The 24,854-nt window shown below is 44.2% G+C and carries 22 protein-coding genes; 1 reads left to right on the top strand and 21 read right to left on the bottom strand.

Annotated elements, in window-relative coordinates:
- Nucleotide 1: 1 nt before the first annotated feature.
- Entirely contained in the window at nucleotides 2–1,486 is a 1,485-nt protein-coding gene (locus LACPH_RS01950) for an SLC13 family permease (RefSeq protein ID WP_274784332.1), read from the top strand.
- Nucleotides 1,487–1,623: 137 nt separating this feature from the next.
- Here the strand turns inward: LACPH_RS01950 and LACPH_RS01945 are convergent, their stop codons facing one another.
- The 21 genes from LACPH_RS01945 to LACPH_RS01845 form a co-directional block, all read right to left on the bottom strand.
- Nucleotides 1,624–3,474, bottom strand: a complete 1,851-nt coding sequence (locus LACPH_RS01945; RefSeq protein WP_306387200.1) for a BglG family transcription antiterminator — start codon at nucleotides 3,472–3,474, stop codon at nucleotides 1,624–1,626.
- Nucleotides 3,475–3,556: 82 nt separating this feature from the next.
- On the bottom strand, nucleotides 3,557–4,876 hold the full coding sequence (locus LACPH_RS01940; RefSeq protein ID WP_274784330.1) for a PTS sugar transporter subunit IIC: 1,320 nt from the start codon (nucleotides 4,874–4,876) through the stop codon (nucleotides 3,557–3,559).
- A gap of 3 nt (nucleotides 4,877–4,879) precedes the next feature.
- Entirely contained in the window at nucleotides 4,880–5,170 is a 291-nt protein-coding gene (locus tag LACPH_RS01935; protein ID WP_274784329.1) for a PTS sugar transporter subunit IIB, read from the bottom strand.
- A gap of 19 nt (nucleotides 5,171–5,189) precedes the next feature.
- Nucleotides 5,190–6,581, bottom strand: coding sequence for a glycoside hydrolase family 1 protein (locus tag LACPH_RS01930; RefSeq protein WP_274784328.1), 1,392 nt, complete (start codon nucleotides 6,579–6,581; stop codon nucleotides 5,190–5,192).
- A complete protein-coding gene (locus LACPH_RS01925; protein ID WP_274784327.1) occupies nucleotides 6,574–6,909 on the bottom strand; it encodes a PTS sugar transporter subunit IIA in 336 nt (111 codons plus the stop codon). Before LACPH_RS01925 ends, LACPH_RS01930 begins: the two co-directional genes overlap by 8 nt.
- A gap of 234 nt (nucleotides 6,910–7,143) precedes the next feature.
- Complete coding sequence (locus LACPH_RS01920; RefSeq protein ID WP_274784326.1) at nucleotides 7,144–7,971, bottom strand: energy-coupling factor transporter transmembrane component T family protein; 828 nt, start codon at nucleotides 7,969–7,971, stop codon at nucleotides 7,144–7,146.
- Nucleotides 7,968–9,668 carry an ABC transporter ATP-binding protein gene (locus LACPH_RS01915; RefSeq protein WP_274784325.1) on the bottom strand — a complete coding sequence of 567 codons (1,701 nt, stop codon included), beginning with the start codon at nucleotides 9,666–9,668 and terminating at the stop codon, nucleotides 7,968–7,970. The genes LACPH_RS01920 and LACPH_RS01915 overlap by 4 nt, the downstream gene beginning before the upstream one ends.
- A 1-nt stretch (nucleotide 9,669) precedes the next feature.
- Nucleotides 9,670–10,230, bottom strand: a complete 561-nt coding sequence (locus tag LACPH_RS01910) for an ECF-type riboflavin transporter substrate-binding protein (RefSeq protein WP_049170697.1) — start codon at nucleotides 10,228–10,230, stop codon at nucleotides 9,670–9,672.
- Between the two features lie 107 nt (nucleotides 10,231–10,337).
- Nucleotides 10,338–11,180 carry an SAM hydrolase/SAM-dependent halogenase family protein gene (locus LACPH_RS01905; RefSeq protein WP_274784324.1) on the bottom strand — a complete coding sequence of 281 codons (843 nt, stop codon included), beginning with the start codon at nucleotides 11,178–11,180 and terminating at the stop codon, nucleotides 10,338–10,340.
- A 321-nt stretch (nucleotides 11,181–11,501) separates the two neighbouring features.
- Complete coding sequence (locus LACPH_RS01900; RefSeq protein WP_138131165.1) at nucleotides 11,502–12,239, bottom strand: GntR family transcriptional regulator; 738 nt, start codon at nucleotides 12,237–12,239, stop codon at nucleotides 11,502–11,504.
- 173 nt (nucleotides 12,240–12,412) lie between these two features.
- Complete coding sequence (locus LACPH_RS01895) at nucleotides 12,413–13,849, bottom strand: 6-phospho-beta-glucosidase (RefSeq protein ID WP_274784323.1); 1,437 nt, start codon at nucleotides 13,847–13,849, stop codon at nucleotides 12,413–12,415.
- Nucleotides 13,850–13,898: 49 nt separating this feature from the next.
- Entirely contained in the window at nucleotides 13,899–15,263 is a 1,365-nt protein-coding gene (celB, locus tag LACPH_RS01890; protein ID WP_274784322.1) for a PTS cellobiose transporter subunit IIC, read from the bottom strand.
- A 20-nt stretch (nucleotides 15,264–15,283) separates the two neighbouring features.
- Nucleotides 15,284–15,778: a PTS cellobiose transporter subunit IIC gene (locus LACPH_RS01885; protein ID WP_274784400.1), complete on the bottom strand. Its 495-nt coding sequence runs from the start codon at nucleotides 15,776–15,778 to the stop codon at nucleotides 15,284–15,286.
- Between the two features lie 16 nt (nucleotides 15,779–15,794).
- Nucleotides 15,795–16,121 carry a PTS lactose/cellobiose transporter subunit IIA gene (locus tag LACPH_RS01880; protein ID WP_128517302.1) on the bottom strand — a complete coding sequence of 109 codons (327 nt, stop codon included), beginning with the start codon at nucleotides 16,119–16,121 and terminating at the stop codon, nucleotides 15,795–15,797.
- Between the two features lie 9 nt (nucleotides 16,122–16,130).
- Nucleotides 16,131–16,445 (bottom strand): PTS sugar transporter subunit IIB, encoded by a 315-nt coding sequence (locus tag LACPH_RS01875; protein ID WP_274784399.1) that lies wholly within the window; start codon nucleotides 16,443–16,445, stop codon nucleotides 16,131–16,133.
- A 346-nt stretch (nucleotides 16,446–16,791) separates the two neighbouring features.
- On the bottom strand, nucleotides 16,792–18,294 hold the full coding sequence (locus tag LACPH_RS01870; RefSeq protein WP_274784321.1) for a glycoside hydrolase family 1 protein: 1,503 nt from the start codon (nucleotides 18,292–18,294) through the stop codon (nucleotides 16,792–16,794).
- Nucleotides 18,295–18,308: 14 nt separating this feature from the next.
- Nucleotides 18,309–20,174: a beta-glucoside-specific PTS transporter subunit IIABC gene (locus LACPH_RS01865; RefSeq protein WP_274784320.1), complete on the bottom strand. Its 1,866-nt coding sequence runs from the start codon at nucleotides 20,172–20,174 to the stop codon at nucleotides 18,309–18,311.
- Nucleotides 20,175–20,494: 320 nt separating this feature from the next.
- Nucleotides 20,495–21,352 carry a BglG family transcription antiterminator LicT gene (gene licT / locus LACPH_RS01860; protein ID WP_274784319.1) on the bottom strand — a complete coding sequence of 286 codons (858 nt, stop codon included), beginning with the start codon at nucleotides 21,350–21,352 and terminating at the stop codon, nucleotides 20,495–20,497.
- A 399-nt stretch (nucleotides 21,353–21,751) separates the two neighbouring features.
- On the bottom strand, nucleotides 21,752–23,014 hold the full coding sequence (locus LACPH_RS01855) for a PTS galactitol transporter subunit IIC (protein WP_306387199.1): 1,263 nt from the start codon (nucleotides 23,012–23,014) through the stop codon (nucleotides 21,752–21,754).
- A 36-nt stretch (nucleotides 23,015–23,050) separates the two neighbouring features.
- Nucleotides 23,051–24,049: a 2-hydroxyacid dehydrogenase gene (locus LACPH_RS01850; protein WP_274784317.1), complete on the bottom strand. Its 999-nt coding sequence runs from the start codon at nucleotides 24,047–24,049 to the stop codon at nucleotides 23,051–23,053.
- A gap of 28 nt (nucleotides 24,050–24,077) precedes the next feature.
- Nucleotides 24,078–24,839 carry an SDR family NAD(P)-dependent oxidoreductase gene (locus LACPH_RS01845; RefSeq protein WP_274784316.1) on the bottom strand — a complete coding sequence of 254 codons (762 nt, stop codon included), beginning with the start codon at nucleotides 24,837–24,839 and terminating at the stop codon, nucleotides 24,078–24,080.
- Nucleotides 24,840–24,854 lie beyond the last annotated feature (15 nt).

Raw genomic sequence — 24,854 nt, 5'->3', positions numbered from 1 at the left:
TATGCAAACGACAGTCAAACAGGCAAATAGCCGTGCCATTCTCGGCCGTTTCAATTTCAACAAGCTGATGCAAGTTGTCTCTTTCGCCTTCATCTTTTTGTTTCGGTTTGTCCCAGCCCCTGCCGGATTGACAGCGGACAGCATGCAAATGATCGGCATTTTTGTCGGGATGCTTCTTCTCTGGAACTTCGCCGGTATCGGCTGGACAAGCTTGCTTTGTATGAGCGTGATCGTTTTGTTTCAAATCATGACCCAAGCCGAGGTTTTTGCAAGTGGCTTGGGCAACTGGGTTAATTCATTCCTTTACGCATTCTTTATGATCAGTTATGTGATGACCCAAACTGGTCTTTCAAAACGAATTGCCATTTGGTCAGTTTCAAATAAGTTAGCAAGTCGTGGGCCATGGACTTTCATTATTGTTTTCCTGTTCGCTTCGGTCTTTCTCTCAGCGTTTATGTCGCAAACTGCGGCATTGTTGGTGTTTATTCCAATAGCCGAAGAATTGTTCAAAGAACTTGGGCTAAAAAAAGGCGATCGCCTACCACAAATGATCATCTTAGGGTTAGCTATGTGTGTCGGTATCGGTTCTTCGATGACCCCTATTGGCCATGCGATTGTTTTAATTCCACTTACTTTCTTGGCGCGTGACGCCCATATCAATATTGACGTGCTTTCTTACAGCATTGTCGGCATTGCAACTGGTCTGCTCGTCTTTATTGTGTTCATGTTGATTTACAAATTCTTCTACCGCCCTGATGTTAAACCTTTACGAAATTTTGACGCGCAAAAACTCCGAGCAGAACTGCCACCGATATCACGACAAGAAAAAATTACCGCTGCTGTCTTCGTTGCTGTCATCGTCATCTGGATCATCCAAGGAACTATTGGTAATATTCTCCCAGATATTGGTGCCTATCTGTCGTCCATCGGAAATGCCATTCCCGCCTTTATTGGCGTCATCCTTTTATGTCTTATCAATGTCGATGGTAAGCCAGTGATGGATTTCAAAACAGCATCAACGCAAGGTGTCCCATGGAATACTTTGATTTTTAACGCCGCCGTCTTGGTTCTTTCTGCAGCACTTGTCCAAGACAAACTTGGTATCACTAAATATTTCACTAAAATTGTTCGACCGATTGTCAGTGACTTCTCCAGCTTTCTATTCATACTCGTGGCCATGTTCTTACTTGTCATGCTCAAACAATTTATATCAAGCACCATCATGGCCACTGTCTTTTATTCTTTGCTAATCCCACTGGCATTGACCTTAGGCAACATTAACGTTGCAGCACTAACAATCTTAATTGCAGCTGGCGCCTCTTACGCTTGGTCAACTCCACCCTCAACAATCCCGATGGCACTTGCTGGCGGATCAGGTTGGGTCGACTTAAAAGTCATGCTCCGCTATGGTTTAGCTCTCGCATTAGCGGGCGTTCTAATCCTCTCGTTTGTTGGTTATCCATTGGCGTCAATGATCCTTAAATAATATATTCTCCAAGGTTAGGAAAAAAGATTCAAGGACCTCAAAATTAATTTGGGCTCTTGAATCTTTTTTGGCTGTGATAAAGCAGCGATAATGGATGAAAATAGCCGAATCTAGATGTCATCCTAACAGACTGCCGATTAATGCACTGCAACCTTCTCTTTACATAACTTAATGAAAGTTTCAAATTCTGTCACTCGTGCCAATCGGTTAACAAAACTAGTAGAATCTAATACTTTCACGAGCTCCCCAAATAAATCCTCAAAGTCACTATTACGTTCAGACGTTAGAGCCAACAAGAGCACTAATCTGACCTTCTTACCGTTCCAATCGATCGCTCGCGGCAAGGAACAAACTGCGATGGCACTGTTCATTGCTACCCGCTGGATTGCATGAGGGATGGCGTGATTATTTTCATAAGCCGTACTGGAAAGGCGTTCTCGTTCCAAAACCAAGTTGACGTAGTTTGCGTCTACATCACCATTATCAACCAGTTTTTGACACAAAAACCGAATGACATCTTCCGGACTGGTCAGGTTTTTACCTGGGAAAAATAAACGAGGATCCATAAACTTTTCCATCACAAGTTGGTGTTTTGTCTTCTTTTCCTGTTGCAAAAGGCGAGAAATTCCAGCCACATCCTCGTCAGAGAGCAATCCGTGATAAAGAAAAATTGGAACCCCAAGACTGGTCTTGATCGGCTCAGTTGTAAGAACAAGATCTATGTTGCGGGTCTGATGAATAATGTGCTGAGCTTCTTTAATTGTTGGTGTATCTTTGACGTTTATCTCAAAACTTTCAATCTGATTTAACTTAACCTGAATTAATCTTTGATTCCCCAGTCCATATGGTGTGATTAGGAGAATGTTCTTGGTTCGTTCCGATTGAATCGTGTCGTAGGAAGCAAGAAAGTGAAGAGCAATATAAGCAATCTCGTCGTCAGGAATTTGGAACTTAAGCTTCTTTTGAAAGAGGACAGCTGCAAAAACGCTTAGGTTGTAGATGAATGGATACTGAGTTTTAATATCGCTGGTCAATGGATTGATCAGAAAACGATCGGCCTTTGCCCGTTGATACAAACTCTTCATGTGATTCCGAAGATAGGCTGCCAAGTCTATATCACGAGAAAAGTCAACATAAAAAGTCTCGCGGATAGCCGTCAACACCTGATGAATGACTTGATCTAACTTGGTTTGGTTCACTGGTTCGACAGTCTGAAATTGTCCTAAATACAGATGGTAAATATATGCTAACTCTTGATCGGGTAGCGTAATTTGAAACTTTTTTTCTAACAATTGTTTCAAAGCCTCGGCATACTCTCGACAAGCATCATGATCTAAATCGGCTTGTTTTTGGTAAACATAATTACCTTCATGGACGCGTTCCAATAGAACTGAAATATGCAGGACAAAGGAAATCGCTGCGAATCCATTCATTTTGATATGTTCTTGCTCGTGTAACGCGTTAATCAAAGAATAGAGTTCTCGCAAATCACTAAAGGCAAAATAGGAAGCGTACTTATCTAGTGGTAAATCTTTTTCTCGGATTTCCTGTGCCAGAAATAAATTGAACACGTGCCGTCGTTGTCCTTCAGTCCCACTGATAAGCAGATCATTATTAACCCGCCTGATCTGCAAACTAGGATCCGCCTGAGCAATAACGTTATTCAAATTGCCGACCATCGTCATTAAGGCACTATCGCTAATAAAAAGTTTATCCGCCAGTTCATACAAATTGACTCGTGGCGAATCGATCACCGCTTTCAGTACTTCATACTGAAAATTTTCTTCATTTTGATCGACCATAATGTGAGTCTTAGAATTATCTGCAATAAAGTAACCCACGCCCCTCTTAGAGTCAATGAGGACGCCTTTTCCTGTATGGTTCAAAGCCCGAATATCATTACGAACAGTTTTGGGCGAAACACCTAAGTGCGTAGCTAAATCTTCACTGGTTAAGGGCTGACCGGCTTGTGCTAAATATTCCAACATAGTGTTCTGTCTGATCGTGATCGGCATCCTGTACACTTCCCCCTTCACATGCACAAAAAGGCTAGTCACCTAGCCATTTTCTCTATTTTGTATCCTTCTTAACATCATCATCTGGTGTCGCTTCCAGCTTAACAAGGTTGCGTTCATAAACCTTAAAGAACGGATAATACATCATGCCGTCTAACACGATCAGGATCAAGACTAATACGACTGCCCGCCAATCCATCGTTGACAGAAACGCTCCAATCGGTGCCGGCATTTGCCACGAAAAGACCGCAAATGTTTTCCCTACAATTCCAAATTGCATACATAAATATGTTACAATCCCGTTAAAAGTCGATGTAAAAATAAATGGGAAGAAGAACACAGGGTTTAACATCAAAGGCGTCCCAAAGATCAAAGGTTCAGAAATTCCAAAGAATGAAGGAATAAGTCCCACTTTACCGACCGTACTTAATTGCTTCGACCTAGATCGCATCATCAAGAAAGCTAAAGCCAGAACCGATCCGGAGCCACCAATAATAACAAAGTAAGTCCAGTAAGGGGTCGTAAAGATTCGCGACAATGGTTGTCCTGCCATCTTCTGTGCAGCATTGATTGAAAGGTTCCCATCACGGATCGGGCCTAAGATACCTGCTAACGCTGCATCATGCAGGCCAAAGAACCAGAACACATGGACTAAAACAATCAATAAGATGGCGATTGGCAAACTATCAGCAGCTTTAAAACTTGGTGCTAAAACGGTATAAATAAATGCCACCATTGTTGTATTCATGGCATGGAAAATGATGAAGAGTAGCGTGTATCCAGTTAAGATCACCATCGAAGGAATCAGCATGGCAAAAGTCTCGGAGAGTGAGGCCGGCACACTATCCGGCATTGAGATACGGCCAATGTTGTGTTGCCTCATCCAATGATAACTTTCAACCGTCAGTATTGAGATCAGTAATGCGATAATGATCCCTCGACCATCCCAATAACTGATATCAACGATGTTACCTTCCCATCCCAATTTCTGTGGATCCAACACAAGCATCAAGAAACCAATTGTTGAGAACAACATGGGATGTAACGGATTTTCGTTATAGTGTTTGCATAAATAATAGGCGACTCCGATACAGATCGCTAACGACATGGCGTTTAAAGTCACCGCGCTAATCCACGTCAGCGTCATGGCATTTGTCTTGGCAAAACCTGCCCACGCAAGTAAAAAACCATTTGTCGTGTGCTTATCTACTGGAGGTGCAGCCGCTAAGATGACTGGAATGGAGCCGAACAAGGTAATAGGCAAGATCGACATAAAAGTATCCCGAATCGCCCTCAAATGGCGTTGCTTTGATAACTTTGCGGCTAACGGCGTAATATGTCGTTCCATATAGGTCGTAATGGCATCAAAGTGCATGATTTAACCCCCGATCTCATTCACGATGTCCTGATAAATTCCTTTGCCATCCATCATGCCGTACTTTTGCGGAGCGATAGTCTTGACAGTCTTGTGCGATTTTTCCGCAATATCATCGGCCAAAAACCGAATCTGGGGACTGACTAAGATCAGATCAACGCCATCCAAGTAGTCTTCGTACTCAGCTTCAGCATAAGCATGAACCTTAATCGTGTCATTAGATGCTGCTTGGATCTTCTTTGCCAAAATTCCTGTCGACATACCTGCATTGCAAATTAACATGATATTTTTCATGATTCTCCTCCTTGCGTTATTAATACGCTTGCCGCTTAATCGCGTCCCCATTTGAATCTGCTACTTTCTTAAACCAGTCATAAGAAGCTTTTGGCCGCCGCTCTAAATGATGGTCGAAATCAACTGCGACTAGTCCATAACGTTTTTCTACGCCGTTTTTCCAAGAATAAAGATCCATTGTCGACCAGGCAAAGTATCCGCGAATGTCACACCCATCATCAACAGCATTCATGATGGCATTGATATGATCATTCATGTAACTGATGCGCCAATCATCGTGAACTTTTGGCACAGACACATCTTCACGCACCCCTACGCCGTTTTCTGTGACATAAATTGGCAAGTCGTATTTGGCATAAGCCTTCTTCAAGCCATCATACAAGCCACGCGGATAGATTTCCGTATCCCATTCGGTAAACTCACTTTTAGGATCCATGACCTGCTCGAACCAATCTTTTAGCACAATCTTAGTCGATCCTGGTTTACCAGTATTATTGAATTGCAATTGCGTTTCGCCATGAGTGTAAGGTTTGACTAGTGAGCGAGCATAATAATTAAGCCCCAAAAAGTCCACCGTATTATCTTTAATAATCTTGAGCTCTTCCGGTTTCATCAAGCTGATGTCATAGTCTTGTGAAAGCCGGGTTACAAGATCCATCGGGAATTCTCCAAGGGCCGCGGTATCAAGTACCCAATTATTGCTGTAATTATCGGCATTGCGCACTGCAATCTGGGTCTGAATCGTGTCATCCACACCATCAACCGGGGTGTAACTATGGACGATGCCAATCTTGCCTTGATAGTTTCCTTGTCGGAACGTGCGTACAGCCAAAGCACTCGCAAACATCATGTTATAAGCCGCATTCATCGTATGTTGTACGTCATGCTCGCCAGGCGGGTAGTTACCGATCAGATAGCCATTGACCAAACACCATTTTGGTTCATTAAATGTGGCCCAGTAATTCACGCGATCACCAAAGTTGTCAAAACAAACTTTAGCATAGTGATCATAAGCCTCACAGACATTGTGATCCAACCATCCGCCTGTCTCTTGCCAATATTGCGGTAGATCCCAGTGATAGATGGTCACAAATGGCGTAATACCGTTTTCTAGGCAACAATCGATCACACGGTTATAAAAGTCGATGCCTAAGGGATTGATCGTCCCTTCGCGATCTGAGATGATCCGCGGCCAAGACAGTGAAAAGCGATAAGCATTTTGACCGCCCGCCTTCATCAGCTTGATGTCTTCCTTATAATGATGGTAAAAGTCACTGGCGATGTCACCATTTTCCAAATGATGCTCATGCAAGTACCGATCCCACATTGATTCGACCCGACCGTCTTCGTTCCAAGCCCCTTCACATTGGTAAGAAGCGGTCGCGCTCCCCCAAAGAAATTCTTTATGCATTCTCTAATGCCCCTTTCCATTCCAAGATCTCACCGATTTCACCAATCAACTGAACTGCGATATCTGTGGAGGATAAATGCCCCTCAGCATGGACTAAAAGCAAATCAACGTCTTTCATTCGATCAGCGTTAGCCAAATCCCGCAACAGAACCGCATGGGCTTTTTCAGCTAAAACCAGCTCAGACTTCGCCGTTTGATAGTACTTTCGGTAGCTATCAATGTGGCCAAGCTTGACTTCTTTCAATGCTTCAAATGCACTGCTTTTGGCATTTCCAGCATGCAGAATAATCTGCATTGAGCCTTCATCAGTATTAATCTCCTTCTCCACAACGGATCCTCCTTATGTTTCTCAGCTAACTTATAGACATAGTATAGCCAGCAAAGTAAGCGCTTTAAATTTTTCTTTTGCCATAACACTTATGGCAATTGTGCTTTCCGTAGACTTCCGGAAAATAGCTTTCGCGGACGAAGCTTCGCAGGAATTTACATGACAAAAAAGCCCGACGATCAAATGACCATCGAACTTCTTTATAAACTATGAAGATAGACTGCTATTCCTAACTCATCCCCGAAACGGATTATAAAACCGCCCGCCATTAACATGAAACAGCACCAAGCCAACCAAAATGATCACCACAACCCCCACCAGCACTAGCCAGTCAGGCGTCCGCAGCGGTTGATCCATGTACCATGTCCGCCGTTTGCCAGTACCGAAGCGGCGCAGTTCCATTGCCTGACTAATCTGATCAATCCGATCGAGACTGGTGAAGATGAGCGGCATCAGGATCTGACCCATGCCTTTTAAGCGTTGGAACAGCTTGGCTTTGTGCGACAGCTCATAGCCGCGGGCCTGTTGGGCTAAGCTGATTTGCCGGAAGTTGGCTTGCACGTCGGGAATATAGCGCAAGGCTAGCGCGACTGAATAACTGATACGATACGAAACATGCAACTTGTTGAGGCTCGCCGCGAATTCGCTGGGGTTAGTCGTGATCAAGAAGATCAAGGCAAGCGGCACAGTCACGATGTATTTCAACGCCAGGTTGAGTTCGTAGAATAATTGCTCTTGTGTGATCGTGAAGTAGCCGACGTGGAGCAAAACATGTTTGCTGCCATACAGACCGACGCCATACTGCGGCGAGAAAACAAATACCAACAACAGATTGACCACGGCAAAAATCGTAATGATCTTCACGACTAGGCTAATTTGGTGCCAGCGAATTTTGGCTTGGGCAAACAAAATAATCGACGCCAGCATCACAGTACACACGAAACGCGTATCATAGCTGGCCATGACAATCACTGAAATGCCAAGAAACGCCAACATTTTGGTGGCACCGGTCAAGCGATGCAGCCACGTGTCTTGCGGGTCGTATCCAAAAAGTGAATTCATTGGCGGACCCTCCGTTCTTGATCAATGACTGCTTGGGTAAATGCCAGCGGATCGAGATCCAGGCGTTTGGCTAACCGGTAAAGGCTTGGTTGCGCCAATGAGGCATGCTCGATGACAGCTGGATTCGTCAACACGGTGGCCGGTGTGGCATCCATCAAGACGCCGCCATCCCCAAGGACGATCGCCCGTTGCGCATATTCCAGCATCAGATGCATGTCATGTGTAATCAACATCATCGTGATCCCTTGAGCGTTCAGCTTGGTCAAAAAGCGCATCATGTCGGTAAAATGCCGCCAATCCTGCCCGGCAGTTGGCTCATCAAGAATCATCAAGGCCGGTTCAAGCACCAGAATCGCCGCAATGGTGACTCTTTTTTTCTGGCCGTAACTCAGTGCATTAATCGGCCACGAACGAAATGGATAGAGACCGCAAACCTTGAGCGCCGCCAACACGGCATCCTTGACGCGGGCCTCATCCCAGCCGCGTAACCGCGGGCCAAGGGCAACTTCATCAAAAATCAGGTGTTTACTGATCATCTGATTCGGATCCTGCAGAATATACCCGATTTTATCCGCCCGTTCCTTCACCGACCAATCGGCCAGATCTTCGCCGTCCAACGTGATCTTGCCAGCACTAGGAGTCAAAAATCCCGCAATCAAATGACTCAGCGTTGACTTGCCAACGCCATTTCGCCCAACCAGCGCCACCATTTCACCGTGATGCAATGTCAGGTTAAGATCGGTAAAAATCTGACGGCCTTTTGGATACGCAAACTGTAATGCATCCACCGTTAAAAGTGGTGCTTGTGGCTTTTCTGCGACCACAGTTGGCGCATCTTCGGTGAAAGTCGCAAGCTTCGCGCCGAGTTCTGGCGCATCGAACGTTTTGAGATCCGCTAGATGGGACGCCTGCTTCAAATCAATGCCCGCAAATTCAGCCGCTTCCAGATACAACGGTTCCCGTAACCCGATTTTTTGCAGCAATTGTCCGCGCAACAAATTCTCCGGCGTGTCGTCGGCCAAAATACGGCCATCTGCCATCACCACCAACCGATCAACCGGTCGCCGCAAAACGTCTTCCAGCCGGTGTTCAATGATAACTTCGGTGACGTGATACGCCTGATGCAACTCGTCAATCAAAGCCACCGATGCTTCACCTGTTGCCGGATCAAGACTCGCCAAAGGTTCGTCAAACAGCAGCACGTCGCCTTCGTCAATTAAAACGCCAGCCATCGCCACACGTTGCTTCTGCCCACCAGAAAGCGATTGCGGCGCCTGCGCCAACAAATCGCCAATCTTCAAACGATCGGCCCATTTTTTGACGCGGGTATGCATCTCGCTAGGAGCAACCGCACTATTTTCCAACGCAAACGCAATATCCTCGCCTGCCGTCAACGCGACAAACTGAGCGTCAGGATCTTGCAAAACGGTTCCGACATTCACCGACAAGGCGGCCAGGCTTTGATCCTGCACCACCGCACCATTGACTTTGACGGTACCGCTCAATTTCCCGGGAAATGCATGCGGAATCAGGCCATTAATCAAGTTACCCAAGGTCGATTTTCCCGATCCCGAGGGCCCGACAATCAACACCTTTTCGCCAGGTTGGATCGTCAGGTTGACATCGTGCAAGGTCGGCTCCGCCTGGCTGTCGTACTGAAACGTCACATGTTCAAGTTGAATTGCTGGTACCGTCATATCAAGACTCTTTCTTCAGACTGCCGGAACGTGTCCGGGTTGCAGCATACGCCACCAACAAAATCGTGCCAATCACACCGGTCGCAATACTATTCGAAATCGCCGATACGATCCCCTGAACATAAACCTTATTCGCCGGTTCACTGTAAATGATGATATCCAGCGTCGGCGCAATCAAGCTCCAGCTAACCACATTAGTAATCACTTGCAGAACATTGAACGCGACAATCTTTTTCATGCCAAAATTGCCTGCTTCAATGTTGAATCGCTTCCAGAACAAGCCGATCACCATGCCGACCAATCCGGTAGTGAACACCCAGGTCCACCACGGCTGGCCATACTGGGTAAAGTCGTTCAAGGCATGGCCCAAAAAGCCGATAAAGAAGCCTGCGACCGGTCCAAAAAGCGTGGCGATGAAGCCGAGAAAGCCATAGGAAATATCAATGTTCGTGTTGGCAATACCTGTTGGAATAACTGCAAATCTTTTTAAAATAAATAAAATAGCTGTACCAATCCCAATTGCGACAACTGTCCGAACACTCAAAACTTTGTGATCTCGCATACCGAATCCCCCTATAAGAATAAACGTTATCTTTTCACGGATGAACCATCATGACTAGTCCATCGACACATTGAGGCACTTTTCACGTGGCCCATACAACGTGTCAATTATACCGAAAGTCGCTTCACCGTGATATGCCAATCGACACCGGTGCCAATGTGATACAACTTCGAGAATGAATCCTGGTTAATCGCCACACCCAGATTCAGCAAGGAGTTCACATACACCAGCGGCTCGCCAACCCGCACAGCGGCAAAGGTCCGCGTAAACGGCATCTGGTTTTGGTACCGCATCTGATCCCGATAATAGATCGACACCTGCACCAGCTCGCCCGGCTCAACCCCAAGCTTCTTAAACGTATCCAGCGGAATGTTCGTCCACAACGAGCCAAAACGAATATCCAAAATGTCAATCGTGCCGGCAATCTGGTTATCGCCTTCCGTCACTTCGCCCAGCGGCAACATCACCACATCATCAGGCGAAATCAGTTGACCAAGATCCTCAAAAGAAATCTGACCACTCGCCAACTTAGCGCCATTATAAGCATAAACGTCCCGGCCATGGAACGTATGACTCTCCTGACTCCCAGGCAACGCATGCGACGCCTCATCAATCACACTCACACGCTTCAAACCTACAAACTTCGCCAAATGCGTCAGCGTTCCGTTATCCGGCGTGATAATAAAATGATGATCAGCCGTCTCCGCGATAATACTCCGCCGATCACTACCAACACCCGGATCAACCACCGACACAAAAACCGTTCCCTCAGGCCAATACTTCGTCGTCTGATACAGCCGATAAGACGCCGCAAAAATATCATACGGTGGAATCTCATGCGTCAAATCATGAATCGACAAGTCGCCATCCACCCCATAAGCGACACCATACATCGCTGCAACGGCACCATCAACCAAGCCAAAATCCGTCTGTAACACTAACTTCGCCATTTTCTGTCCCCCTATGCACCGGTATGCCCGCAGATAAGTTGCGAGCATACCGACGCGCGTCTATTTGTTCAGTTTTTTCTAGATGATCCAGTCCTGTGAGTGCGTTATCGTGCCACTGTTACACCCAAAGGCTGGATCTGTATTAGCTGAATGTAATCTGAGTTTATCGGAGAAACGTTCGGGTGTAAAGGTGGAATGGGGAGAAATTGAACATCCGAGCGTTGTGCATAAATGCAAAACCTATTTTAACCTTCGTTTGAGTGTCGGTCGTTGACTCCCCGCCTTTTTGAAGCTAAGACGCGAGTTTACTTCAATCCAGACTCAGTGCATTTTCTTAAGCATAAAGAATTTAGTCTTGCGAAAGTCGTAAAAGATTTTGGAAAACGCAAATAATTTTCCCGAACTTAAATATGAGTCATCGCGGACAACAAGACTGGGACTGCCATCCGGAACATTAAAAAATCGCGCTGGCAGCCCAGATATCATCTCGCACTCAATGACAGAATCAATAAACCCCACTTTTAACCCAGGCTTTTGATTGATAAACGCAAATAGAGATCCCTTAAGCGCACGATCAGGAATTTCTCCTACAATGGATTTTAAGTAGTAGGAATGCTCCACCAAAAAAGGTTCATCATCTAACTTTCGCTGCCGAATTACCGAAATCAGTTCGGTTGCTTTATCCAACTTCTGGTTCTCGGGAATAAAGTCTGCTTTTGCCAGCGGGACGACCTCTTGACTAATATGTGTCGTCTTGACGACTTTTCCTTGCCTCGCCATCTCTTCGGTCAATCCAACGTTATTTTGAAGAGAAATTGCGCCTTCTACGTGATGCGGACGTGCAAAGGTACCACTCCCATGGGCCTGATAAATATAGCCAAGATTAGCCAGATTCTTTAAAGCCTGTCGTAGTGTGTATCGTGTCACATGATATTGATTCATTAACTCGGGTTCAGTTGGAAGCTGGCCTTCTGCATCCTGAATCACACCTTGCTGAATATCTTTTAGAAGCTGATTCACAAGCTCCTTTGTGTCGTAGTTTTTTTCTCGCTGTGACAACTTTTTTCTCTCCCCTAATGTTCGCCAGTTAGTGTTTACTCAATCAAAGTCTTAGATTGAATTATAACGCCATTTAAACTTGTGAACTAGCGCTTAAGCTTTTCTTGATGCTACACAAAAAGCGCCTTTGCTTACAGGGCAAAGACGCTTCGGTGAAAACGCTAACCATCTGATCAGGCTAAGTCTTCTCCATTACTTTGAATCACTTTGCGGAACCAGTCAAAAGAATCTTTCTTGCTTCTGGCAAGCGATCCCTTTCCTTGATCATCCTTGTCAACATAAATAACACCGTAACGTTTGTCCATCTGCCCAGTCCCTGCAGACACAAGATCAATGATTCCCCATGGCGTGTAGCCCATAAGGTTAACCCCATCGACTTCAACTGCTAATCTCATTTGCTCGATATGCTGACGGAGGTAATCAATGCGATAATTGTCATGGATACTGCCATCTCTTTCAACCTTATCAAAAGCACCCAGACCATTCTCAACAATGAATAGTGGCACGTCATAGCGATCGCTGAACCAGTTAAGCGCATACCGGAGACCTACAGGATCAATCTCCCAACCCCAGTCCGAGCGCTGGAGTGTTTCATTTTTAACTTCTTGGTTGTTGCCTAGCGTGATGAAATCTTTCGGTTCGTCAGCTTGGGCTTTAATAACATGTGATGCATAGTACGAGAAGCCAATATAGTCGACTTTCCCAGCTAATAGAACATCACGATCCTCCAACGTTATGTCCAGATCAAACTTGCGCCGATCAAAATAATTTTCTAAGAACCGTGGGTAACGCCCTTTCACTTGAACGTCAGCCAAATAATAATTCATTTGCATGAGTCGCTCTGCTTTAAACACATCATTTGGATTTGGCGTTGCTGGATAAACCGGCCCCATCGCAACCATACAGCCAATCTGGAAGTCAGGATTAATTTTATGACCGACTTGAACTGCCAATGCACTAGCTACCGCTTCGTAGTGAGCTGCTTGAAACATGACCTTTTCTTTATCTTCACCAGGTTGGATAACTAAACCTGAATTCGTGAACAAAGACCACTCGTTCAACATGCCAACCTGATTATTAATTTCGTTAAAGGTCATCCAATACTTGACCTTATCCTTATAACGATCGAAGACAACCTTCGCAAATCTAACGAAAAAATCAATGAGCTTACGGTTGCGCCATCCACCATAAGCCTGTACTAAGTGATATGGCATTTCAAAGTGTGATAGCGTAATAACAGGTTCGATATGGTGAGCTAAAAGATCATCAAACAGATCATCATAAAACTTCAAGCCCTTCTCGTTAGGTTGATCCTCGTCCCCGTTTGGAAAAATACGACTCCATGCAATGCTTGTCCGAAAACAATTCAAGCCTAGTTCCGAAAAAAGTTCAACGTCGCCTTTATAGCGATGATAAAAATCGATGGCTTCATGATTCGGATAATTCTCACCTGGTTTAACCCCATCCGTGATCCGCCGACTGGTTTGATGATCACCCGCCGTCATAACATCGGCAATGCTAACGCCTTTACCGTCTGAATCCCATCCACCTTCGAATTGATGAGCGGCAACTGCGCCACCCCATAGAAAACCTTTAGGAAATGCTGACAAATTTTTTCCTCCTCTTCAACGTAATCGATATGACTACAAATCTTTTTAATTAAGCAGCTGCTTCTTCTGCTCCCTTAACTTGCTCGTCTTTGTATAACTTGCCATCATAAAACTTAATGAACGGGAACCAGATTAGGAAAGCAACAAAGGCGCAAACGAATGCAAGCACAATGGCTCGCCAATCCCCTGCAGTGCCGATAAATCCAGATAACCCAAGTGGTGTCGGCCATGCAGGTTGGGCAATCATCGGCTTAACAAGATGTAAGTCAATTGCAAAGTAAGCGATCGTCATTGAAGCCATTGGCGCTAAGAAAAATGGAATCGCAGTATACGGGTTATAAACAACCGGCATCCCAAACAAAATGGGTTCATTAATATTGAAGAAAGCAGGTACAATCGATGCTTTACCCAAAGCACCCAGCTGAGCTGATTTTGCAAAAAACGCAATGAAAACAACCATGCCAAGCGTTGCACCAGATCCACCAATTGTGACAAAGCAATTATTAAACTCACCTGCAAATGGAATATTGGCACCTTTTTGATTTAACTGCATATTGGACAGAACAATTGGCGTTAAAAATGACGTTACGATTGTTGCTCCGTGGATACCAACAATCCAGAGGGCATGCATAATGAAGTACACAACCAGCAAACCGACCCACGTACTTGTCAGATTCGTCACAAAGCCAAACGGGATCGCCACAATCTTATAAATGTCGGTATTAAAGGCCATTAACACGCCATTAATGACAATTACCGTTAACGCGATAGCTGCTGTCGGAATTAATGCCGTAAATGAACGTGAAACGCCTGCCGGAACTGTGTCAGGCATCTTAACGACAATATTCTTTTTAACAAACCACGCGTATAACTTCACGGCGATAATAGACATGATGATGGCTGTAAAAATACCTGTGGTTCCAAGACGGGTGACACCGCCCGCAATCGCATAACCATCAATAATCTTGCTATCCTTTGTAATTTCTGTGACTAATGTTGCTGTCCCACCTTTAAAAACTAATTCTGGTATACACATAAAGAAAGCCATCATGGAAAGCAAGGCACCGTTTAAAGGATTAATATCAATTTTCTCTTCTTGCGCCTGAATTCGCGTGTACTCATATCCGAAAACAAGGCAAAAGTATAGCGCCAAAATTCCCATCGTGGCACCATTTGCTAACATGTAAAGATTAGCGATCTTATCAAAGGAAACTTTCCAAATCCCAGCCAAAGCTGGAAAACTTTGTGGCAACACACTAATAATCAAGAACATTGATCCGACAATCGTGAACGGAATAGAGGCCATCCCTGCAGCCATGACACCACGCACAATTCTAAATGAGGCAAGCTTTCCCATTGGCCCCATTAGATGATCATTCATAAACTTAAATAACTTGTTGTTGCTTGAATCCATATTTTTCTCCCCATTTCGGTTTACTCAAGGCTTTGAGCGAATCTGTGAATCTGCTTCAGATACCGATCTTTGTTTGTTTCAATCAAATGAACTCGCGCCAAAATATAGAAGCTTAACCCCATGCCGATTAGTAATATGGTCGTGACAAGGGATATCCCTTTTGGCCCGAAAAATGGAAATACATTTGGTCCAAAGCCAGTCGTAACTAATACCAACGAGCCAAAATTACTGAGCAGTTGCACAAGGTAACCTATTTTGGTAACTGGCAACTTATTGTCTCGTCGCCAATATTTGCTGGCTTGTTCAACTGCTACTGCCGTAGTGATGATTAATAAAGCTAATGGCCACCACTTGATAAATCCCACAGCACTAAAGCTCAAAACAAACCAGTATAAATTAGCAAAGAAAAAAGCAGCGGTCGTGTACCGGATCAATAGATAGCGATTAAAATACATACTGGTTAGGCTCAGCTCTCGGCGACCTTTGTCATACTTTGATTTATTCGGTGACGGCATTGCGTTGACATCCTCCTCAGTTATTTGGCTTTTCCAAAATCTTTCGGTAAAGATCAACGATTTCCCCTGCTAAATCCCGAAAAGTAATAGCATTCATAACGTGATCTTGACCATGAACCATTAATAGCGATACCGGTTGGTGGTGGCCTTGAGCCTCATCTGTTAACATCCCGGTTTGAGCATTATGCGCATCTGCCAAAAACTTATCGGCTTCTTTAAGCTTTGCCTCTGCAGTGTCAAAATCACCGGTTTTGGCCGCCTTAATTGCTTCAAAAGCAGATCCTTTTGCATTACCCCCAGCCATGATCAGCTGCATCACCACAAGTTGTTGTTTCTCGTCCATAAGAGCCCCCTACTTTTTGTCAATCAAATCAAGTGCCGCTTTGAGAACTTTGTCACCCTTCATCAGCCCATAATCCTGCATGTTGATAACCTCGACAGGAATGCTTAAGTCTTTCTTGAAATCATTTTCCAGATAGCGGACTTGTGGTCCTAACATTAATACGTCAGGATTTTCGGAATTTAGTTTGTCATGAGCATCGGCCGTAGAAGTTGCAAAGATCTTTGCATCGACACCCTCTTTTGCTGCAGCATCCTCCATCTTTTTAACGAGCATGCTGGTGGACATACCAGCAGCACACACAAGCATGATTGTCTTTTTGGTCATAGCAATCTCCCTCACTTTATTTTTTGTAATGAAAATCTTCTTGGGAAAGTAACGCGCGCGTTGCGTTTTAAAAGTCATTCGAATGAATATTCGTTCGAATGACTTTATATTAGCAGGTAACGTCCGTTTTGTAAACGGTTTCTTCCTGAGCTGTCCAAAATAATTCCCCGAATCCCAGCGTGACCGCATTTGCACCCTCAAGCCGGTTAATAAACTCTCGCACACAGCAAAAATATCCCCAAACCTAATTGCACGGTTCGAGGATATTTTTGGAATGGTCTTTTGATTTTAACTTTCCGCGTTCTTACGGTAACTAGCTACTACTACATCCAGCTCTCCAGAAGGCTCACAATTCGGTTAATGCGACATGAGTTTGCTTCGAATAACTCAGATCCTCGCCATTCGAGGCAATCACTTGCTGGTACCAGTAGAAAGATGCTTTACGCGTTCGCATGAGACTTCCATGGCCCTCATCATCTTGATCGACGTAGACAAAACCATAACGCTTAGACATTTCCGACGTACCTGAGGAAACCAGATCAATAGACGACCATGCTGTATAACCAAGGAGATCCACCCCATCTATCAGCGCTTCTCTAACTTGTTCTAAGTGTTTTTGTAAGTAGTCAATCCGATACGTATCAACTACCTGCCCCTTTTCATCTGGAACGTCCTCTGCACCGAGGCCATTTTCGACAATAAATAGCGGTACTTGGTAGCGATCGTAAAAGGTGTTTAACGTATAACGCAGTCCTTTGGGGTCAATCTGCCATCCCCACGCGGAACTTTCGAGATAAGGATTCTTCAGAGAACTTCTTAAGTTCCCTTCCGTTGTCGCCGAAGCCTCCGGAGCCGCACTTGTCACGTTCGATACATAGTAGCTAAATGCCAAATAATCAGCTGTATAGTTTTTCAACAACGCTTCATCTTCCGCTGCCCAAGCAATCTTCACATTGTTTTCGGCAAAGAAACGCTTCATGTAGTGCGGATAGGCACCTCGCACCATCACATCTGTATAGAAGAAATTGTCGTGTTGTTCGTCTAGCATCATTTGTAAGACATCATCTGGCTTACTAGTCGCGGCATAGGTGGTAAACCGCGCGATCATGCAGCCCATCTTGGCATTAGGATTGATTTCACGTAACCGCTTCGTGATCTTAGCCGCGGCAACAAACTGATGATGAACCGCTTGATAACAATCTTGAAGGTAGTTCGCACTCTTATCTTCCACCACACCCGTTGACTTAAACGTTGAAAATCGACCAGCGTTAATTTCATTAAAAGAAATCCAATATGGCACACGCTGACCGAAACGTGCGAACAAACTGTCAGCATACCGATAAAACATGTCGACCACGCGCCGATCTGCCCATCCGTTGTATCGATTGACCAACGCTAAAGGCATCTCAAAATGTGAAATTGTCACTAGAGGTATCATGTGATGCTTTTCAATTTCTGTTAGAACACGATCGTAAAAATCTAACGCTGCCTGATTCGGGGTTAACTCTTCGCCAGTCGGGAAAACCCGGCTCCACTTGATGGAGAAACGAAACACCTTAAATCCCATTTCTGCACAAAGCGCGATATCTTCTTTATAGCGATGGTAAAAGTCAACGCCATGTCGTTTAGGATAACGTGCAGTACCGGTATCAGCCATTGCGGTTTCAATAATTTCCGATGTTATTCGGCGATGCTTTGCCAAATCTTGACGATCTAGTTTCGGATCAAAAAAGGAAACATCCGAAACAGCAAGGCCACTATTGTCTTCTAAATACGCCCCTTCTGTTTGGCAGGCAGCGATGGCGCCACCCCATAGAAAATCTTTTGGAAATACGTTCGTCTTTTGCATGTTCATCTTCCCTTCTACACAAGTGTTGCTAAATGTTCGCCAACGCCAATCTGTTCTTGCTTGCTTAACTCCATACTTTGATAAGGCGCAATGCTGGTAAAAATGATCGGTGTAGTCAGATCAAATCCAGCAGCTTTAATAGCATCTAAGTCAAAGTGAACCAGTGGATCGCCAACTTGCACCCGCTGGCCCTGCTTCACTTTCAGCTCAAAATATTGACCGTTTAATTTCACCGTATCCAACCCAATATGGATTAGGATTTCAGGACCATCATCCGCCATTACCCCGATAGCATGACCAGTCTCAAAAGCAACTGTCACTGTACCTTCAACAGGCGACAAAACCTCACCTTTAGCTGGTACCACAGCCACGCCTTGACCTAAAGCACCTGACGAAAATGCTTTGTCGGCAATTGTTTCTAACGGGCAAAGCTTCCCTGTTACTGGACTAGAAATGGTAACGGCCTTCGATGGTTGCGTCTTTGCATTTAATGGCTCAGTATCCTTTTTGCTTGTACCCGATTTTTCCGGAACATCCTCAAAACCAGTCAAATAGGTCAGCACTGTCGAGGTGATGAATGTAACGGCAATGGCGATGAGGAAGCCAATAAAACCTTCACCGTTTTTTCCATAAAAAGCAGGTATCATCAGAATACTGGAAGGACCAGCGGCATAACCGGCACTCCCCGAAAAGCCAACAATCCCGCCACCAATAGCAGCCGAGACGACGCCAATAATAAAGGGCCGTTTCAATCGCAAGGTCACCCCGTAAACAGCCGGTTCAGTGATGCCAAACAGTGCCGAAATGACCGCAGATGCTGATAAGGCTTTAAACTGCTTGTTCTTCGTTCTTAGCATGACACCTAATGTAGCCCCAGCTTGCGAAAAAACAGAAATGGCGTTCGCCGGTTTAATCGGATCGCGTCCCAAGGTAGCAATATTATTCAACATCACCGGCACGATTCCCCAATGCAATCCGAAGATAACCAGAATCTGCCACGACGCTCCCATCAGTGCGCCTGCTATGATGGGATTGATATTGAAAACCGCTGTCAAACCAGCTGCTAAGGCATTGCCGACATAAACACCAAAGGGACCAAATAGCATTAATGTCAGAGGTACCACAGTCACAAGCACAATGGCTGGTGTCACGAAGTTCTTGATGCTCGTGGGTAAATACCGATTTAGATATCTTTCAAAAATGCTAGCAATGTAAATCGCCAAAATAATCGGAATAACTGTCGAGGTATATTTCACCATCACCAAAGGAATGCCAAAGAAGTCAACCGATTTTCCCGGATCTGCCAAAGTGATGATCGTAGGATATACCAATGTTCCGGCAATCGTGACCGCCACAAACGGATTGCCCTTAAACTTGCGTGCTGCCGTGATTGCCAGCAAAATTGGCAAGAAGTAGAACAAACTGTCGCCAATTGCATTCAAGATGATATAAGTCGAAGTATTCGGCATCACCCACTTCAACTGGGTTGCGATTGCCAAAAGCCCTTTTAAGATCCCCGCACCCGCCATGACACCTAAAAGTGGCGTAAACAAGCCTGAGATTAGATCAACAAATCGGCCAAAAATCGTTTCATTTGCGTTATCTTGCGTATCTTCCTGGCGATCCTCATCAATCAAACCAGAAATTTTTCCAAACGCTTGATACACGTCGCTCACAGTGTTCCCAATGACCACCTGAAACTGACCGGCGCTTTCCATCACGGTCACAACCCGTTCCAAGGCCTCAATCTGTTCTTTGTTCGCTAATGCCCGATCCTTTAGCTTGAAGCGCAATCGTGTTGCGCAATGCACCAGTGACTTTACGTTATGCTCCCCACCAACTTGTGCTAAGATTTGCTCGGCTAGTTGTTGATCATTCATTGAACATCTCCTCCTTAAACTCATTGCAGTTTGTTGCTTAGTAATACAGCTTGATATACGAGTTTCGTTTGATTTAGTGGCTTTAGGGCAAAATAAAAACCTGAACACTGACAAAGAACGCATACAAGGTTGCTGTATACTTCTTTGTCAAAGCCCAGGTTTCGCCTGCCGAACAGTCACAATCCACTCGTCTTCAACTGAATTATTAAGATGGTTTTATGGTAACGGTTACATTTACGTGTGTCAAGCTTTTTTTATTCGGATTTTTGGTAAGCTTCCAACCGATTTCTCCACAATAAACCGTTTCGCTAGCGCTCAACTCATGGTGAAGCATCTTCCCGCTCACTTTCGCGAACTTGCAATCGATTAAGGTGAATCATCAGATATAGCATTTCTTCAGTTGTCAACGTCATTCCAAACGTATTGGCAACATAATTCGCAATTTTACAACTAACTTGATACGCATCCGGATGCTTCTGCTTCATCAACAAATACAGTTCTAAGTCATTGCCCTGAAGCATGGTGTTCTGTATGATCCGCTGAACGAAAAACTTAAGGTGTGTCAATAAGCGATAATCGTTTAATGAATGTTCATCATAAGTACCGTGAAAAGCATACTTGATAATATTGAGCATGGCATAAACTTCCTTCATAATCACGATTGTCGTCCCCATCTCTTCATTCATTTCCGCATTAATGAGATGCATCGCTACAAACCCAGCCTCATCAAGTGGCAAGTGAACGTTTGTCTCCGCAGCAACCATTTCCAAAAAATGTTTGGACAACATGAATTCCTGGGGATAGAGATTTCGAATTTCGTATACTAACGAATTTGTAATTAATTGCCCTTCTTCGTAACGTTTAAGTGCGTGATAAATGTGATCCACCAGTGATACATGCAAGCTAGCGTTCAACTTTTGGCCCAACTGCTTTGCTGCTTGATCAATGAACTGTTCCGTGACGCGTAGTATTTCATAAGGCACTTCCGCAATCAAAGCCGAAAAGTGCGATTGCATATCATCATTCTGTAAAGAAAAAAGCTTATCGACGACGGCCGGATCTAGTTGTTCACCAGCGCTACGTTTGAAGCCAATTCCCTTCCCCATCGCAACTTTCTCGAAACCATGGTCATCTTTAACTACGATGACATTGTTATTAAGAATTTTATTAATCTCCACTTGCATTCCCCCTTGTGGTCCAACTTTGAATACTATTTTATGTCAAATTGAAAGGGGTTTCAACAAGTCTTCAAGAATGTCTATTCCTTAAAAAGCTCCCTATACAAGAACGTTCATTAAGATCATACTCCAAAATTGAGCGATAAATTAATAGATATATTAAAGAAATAAGCAGTGCGATTAAAAGCTGAAATTTTCCAAAAAATATATGGCCCAAAATAGCAGTTAGGTCTTTTCTGATGACTGCTGTATGTTCTCAATTAGCCAGAATAAAGAGTAATAAAATAGCGGCGATTAATTCCTATAGCCGTAAACCCAAACTAGAATTAATCGTCGCTTTCAATAAATATGTTGTTATTATGATGCATACCAATACACTAACCACATTTGATATTGAATTTAGAAGATAGCACCAAAGAATTGGCTAATCTTAATAAAGCCCCATCCAATCCATGTTGTTGCTGTCCCGACAATATTGGTCATCGACGAAATTCCCTTTGGCACAGCAATCTTGCTTTCAATTGCGGCCTTAGTGTAAAACGGAGCGATGTCAGTTCCAACATAGAAGATGCAGATAAGAACTAATGCCCCGGCTATCATCATTCGGAACATATTACGCTTAACAAATGGGGTGATCAAAGCCAGAAGAAACATTAGTGATGCCAAGTCTACAAACGGAAGAACTTTATTTCCAGGCAAGATAAAGGCCAACACAATCGCAATCGGTATCAAAATCAACCCAGTGGCTAATACTGATGGCTCACCAATCAATAGGGCGGTATCCATGCCAATATAGAATTTTCGTTTTGGAAACCATTTTTTGAGCTGTCCCTCAACTTGATCGCGAACAATAACAAGTCCCTCAATCAAGACATCAATCATCTTTGGCAACAAATACATGGAGGCAGCAACGTTAATTGCAAGCGCAATAATCTTAGTTGGTGAGTATCCTGCCATCAGCCCGATAGCAATGCCAAGAATAAAGCCTAGTGTTAACGGTTCTCCAAACACGCCAAACTTTTTCTGAATTGTCTCAGGATCCATCTTAATTTTGTTCAATCCGGGAATCTTATCAACAATCCAGTTGGCAGCAATGCCAAATGGCACCCAGGCTAAACAAGTTAAGTGAGGAAATGAAATTCCCTTCAAGTTGTATTGTCTTTGAATCCATGGGGCAGTTAGATCTGCAACAACCAGAGTAACAGCAAAGATTATGAGCGTTCCAATGATCGCAAACCAAAAACTACCAGACGCAGCGTAACTCACAGCCCCCACTAACAAGAATAACCAGTAGTTAAAGATATCAATATCAACCGTTTTGGTAAGATTGGTTACTAACATGAGCGCGTTAACAGCTAAGAAACCAATAACAAGAACTGGCATAATTGGAGAACCCCAGCCAATTGTTGAAGCTGTTGGCCAACCTGTGTCAACAACTGTCAGTTTTAGGCCGATTCTTTCGACCATTGCTTTCGAAGCAGGACCCAAGTTAGCGAGAAGAAGGTTAATAACCATGTTGACGCCAGTAAAGCCAATCCCGACTAACATACCAGCTTTAAAAGCTTTGCCAACTGAGAGTCGGAACATCATCCCTACAACAAAGAAGATGATTGGCATCATGGCAGCAGCACCCAAATTGACAATTGCTTGAATGAATTGCATATGTTTCACCCACCCTTTCTGGACTTCTAATCCGCTCTATTTGCCATATTTTTCTAAGAAACGTTCGGCAAATAGTTTCGGGGTATTGCGAAACGCATCTGCTGTACTACCCGCCAAATGAGAAGTGAGCGTTACATTTAGCAACTTTAAAAACGGACTGTCAGCAGGTAAGGGTTCGTTCATGTAGGTGTCCAGCGCTGCTCCCATAATCTTTTTTTCTTTAAGAGCCTCGATCAGGGCTGGTTCATCTACGAGTTCGGCGCGAGCTGCATTAATCAAATAAGCACTCGGCTTCATTTCAGCCAGTTTGGCTTTATCGATAATGTGGGTTGTTTCCTGAGTAACCCGCATGTGTAAAGTCAGGATATCGGAACGTTTGATTAACGTATCCAGAGAGTCTACTTTTTCAAAGTCAGCATATTCGTCAACATATTTATCAAAGAAGATAATCTTGGCGTCCATTGCTTCAAGAAACTTTCCAACAAGTTTCCCAATGTGACCTAGACCGGCAATGCCAACTGTCTTGCCGCCAACCTCTGGAATGTTATCTTTATTAGGAAAATCTTTCAGCCAAACGTCTTTTTTCATTGCTGCGTGGGTTCGGGCAATGTTTCGAGTCTCGGCTAGAATAAGACCAACTGTAAACTCCGCAACAGCGCGGGCATTCCGCCCTGCCGTATTTATCACAGTGATGTTGTGGGACTCAGCATATTTTTTATCAACGTTTTCTATCCCACCTCGCAAAACACCGATATACTTCAAATTCTTTGCAGAATCAATAATCTTCCTGCCGATTGGAGTAAACTGGGTTACGATTAAATCGAATGAATCAATGTCTTTGAGCAAAGCATCGTCAACTTTAACTGAATCAGGCCCTTCTTGTTCCACTTTGAGATTATCACGTTGTAAATCTGCCGTTGTCGGATGTGACCAATCACGGATAACGATTTCATCACCGCGATCTTCAAACGACTTTAGGCCATTCTTTAGCATTTCTGGATCAATTAAATTATCGCCAAAAGCTAATATTTTCATTTTAAAAGTCTCCTTTTGCCACTATCAATTAGTGCATTAACATGCCACCGGTTGCATCGATTGTGGCGCCTGTCATGTAACTTGCCGGAGCCGAAGCCAACCAAATACCGATATTTGCGATCTCGCTAGGCTCAGCCACGCGACCAACTGGAATACGATTCAGATAATATTGTGGGTCTTTATCAAGATTTGCTTGAATCATCCGAGTGTGCATAATACCAACCGCGACGTTATTCACGTTAATTCCTTGTTTTGCAACTTCTCGTGCTAAGGAAATTGAAAAAGCAATTAGCCCAGCCTTGCTTGCTGCATAATGTGCATGTCCAGTCGTTGAACCGTGGTAGGCAGCTTGTGAGGTAACGTTGACGATGTGACCACCTTTATTTGCTTTGGTTGCGTAATTTACGAAAGCTTGAGAAAGTAGAAACGGCGCACGTAGGTTAACCTGCATGGTCAAATCCCAGTCCTTCACAGGAATATCAGCAATCTTTCCTGATAACCAAATACCCGCGTCATTAATGACAATATCGATACTTCCAAGAGCTTTTAAAGCTTGATTGAAGAAATCTGTGATCTGATCTGGATCAGCTAAGTTCGTCAAAATCGGTACGGCCTTGACGTCACTAATCTCTTTCACTTTTGCCACAGTTTCCTCTGGTTCTTCTTTTTCACTCATGTAAGTAAACGCGACATTCACACCCTCACGAGCAAAGCCAAGAACAAATTGTTGTCCAAGGCCTGTCGCACCACCAGTCACAATTGCGTTTTTCCCTTTTAAACCTAGATCCATACGCTTTACCTCCAA

The sequence above is a fragment of the Lacticaseibacillus parahuelsenbergensis genome (assembly GCF_030770265.1).
GTDB classification, from domain to species: Bacteria; Bacillota; Bacilli; order Lactobacillales; family Lactobacillaceae; genus Lacticaseibacillus; species Lacticaseibacillus casei.
This window is presented reverse-complemented; position numbering and strand designations above follow the sequence as displayed.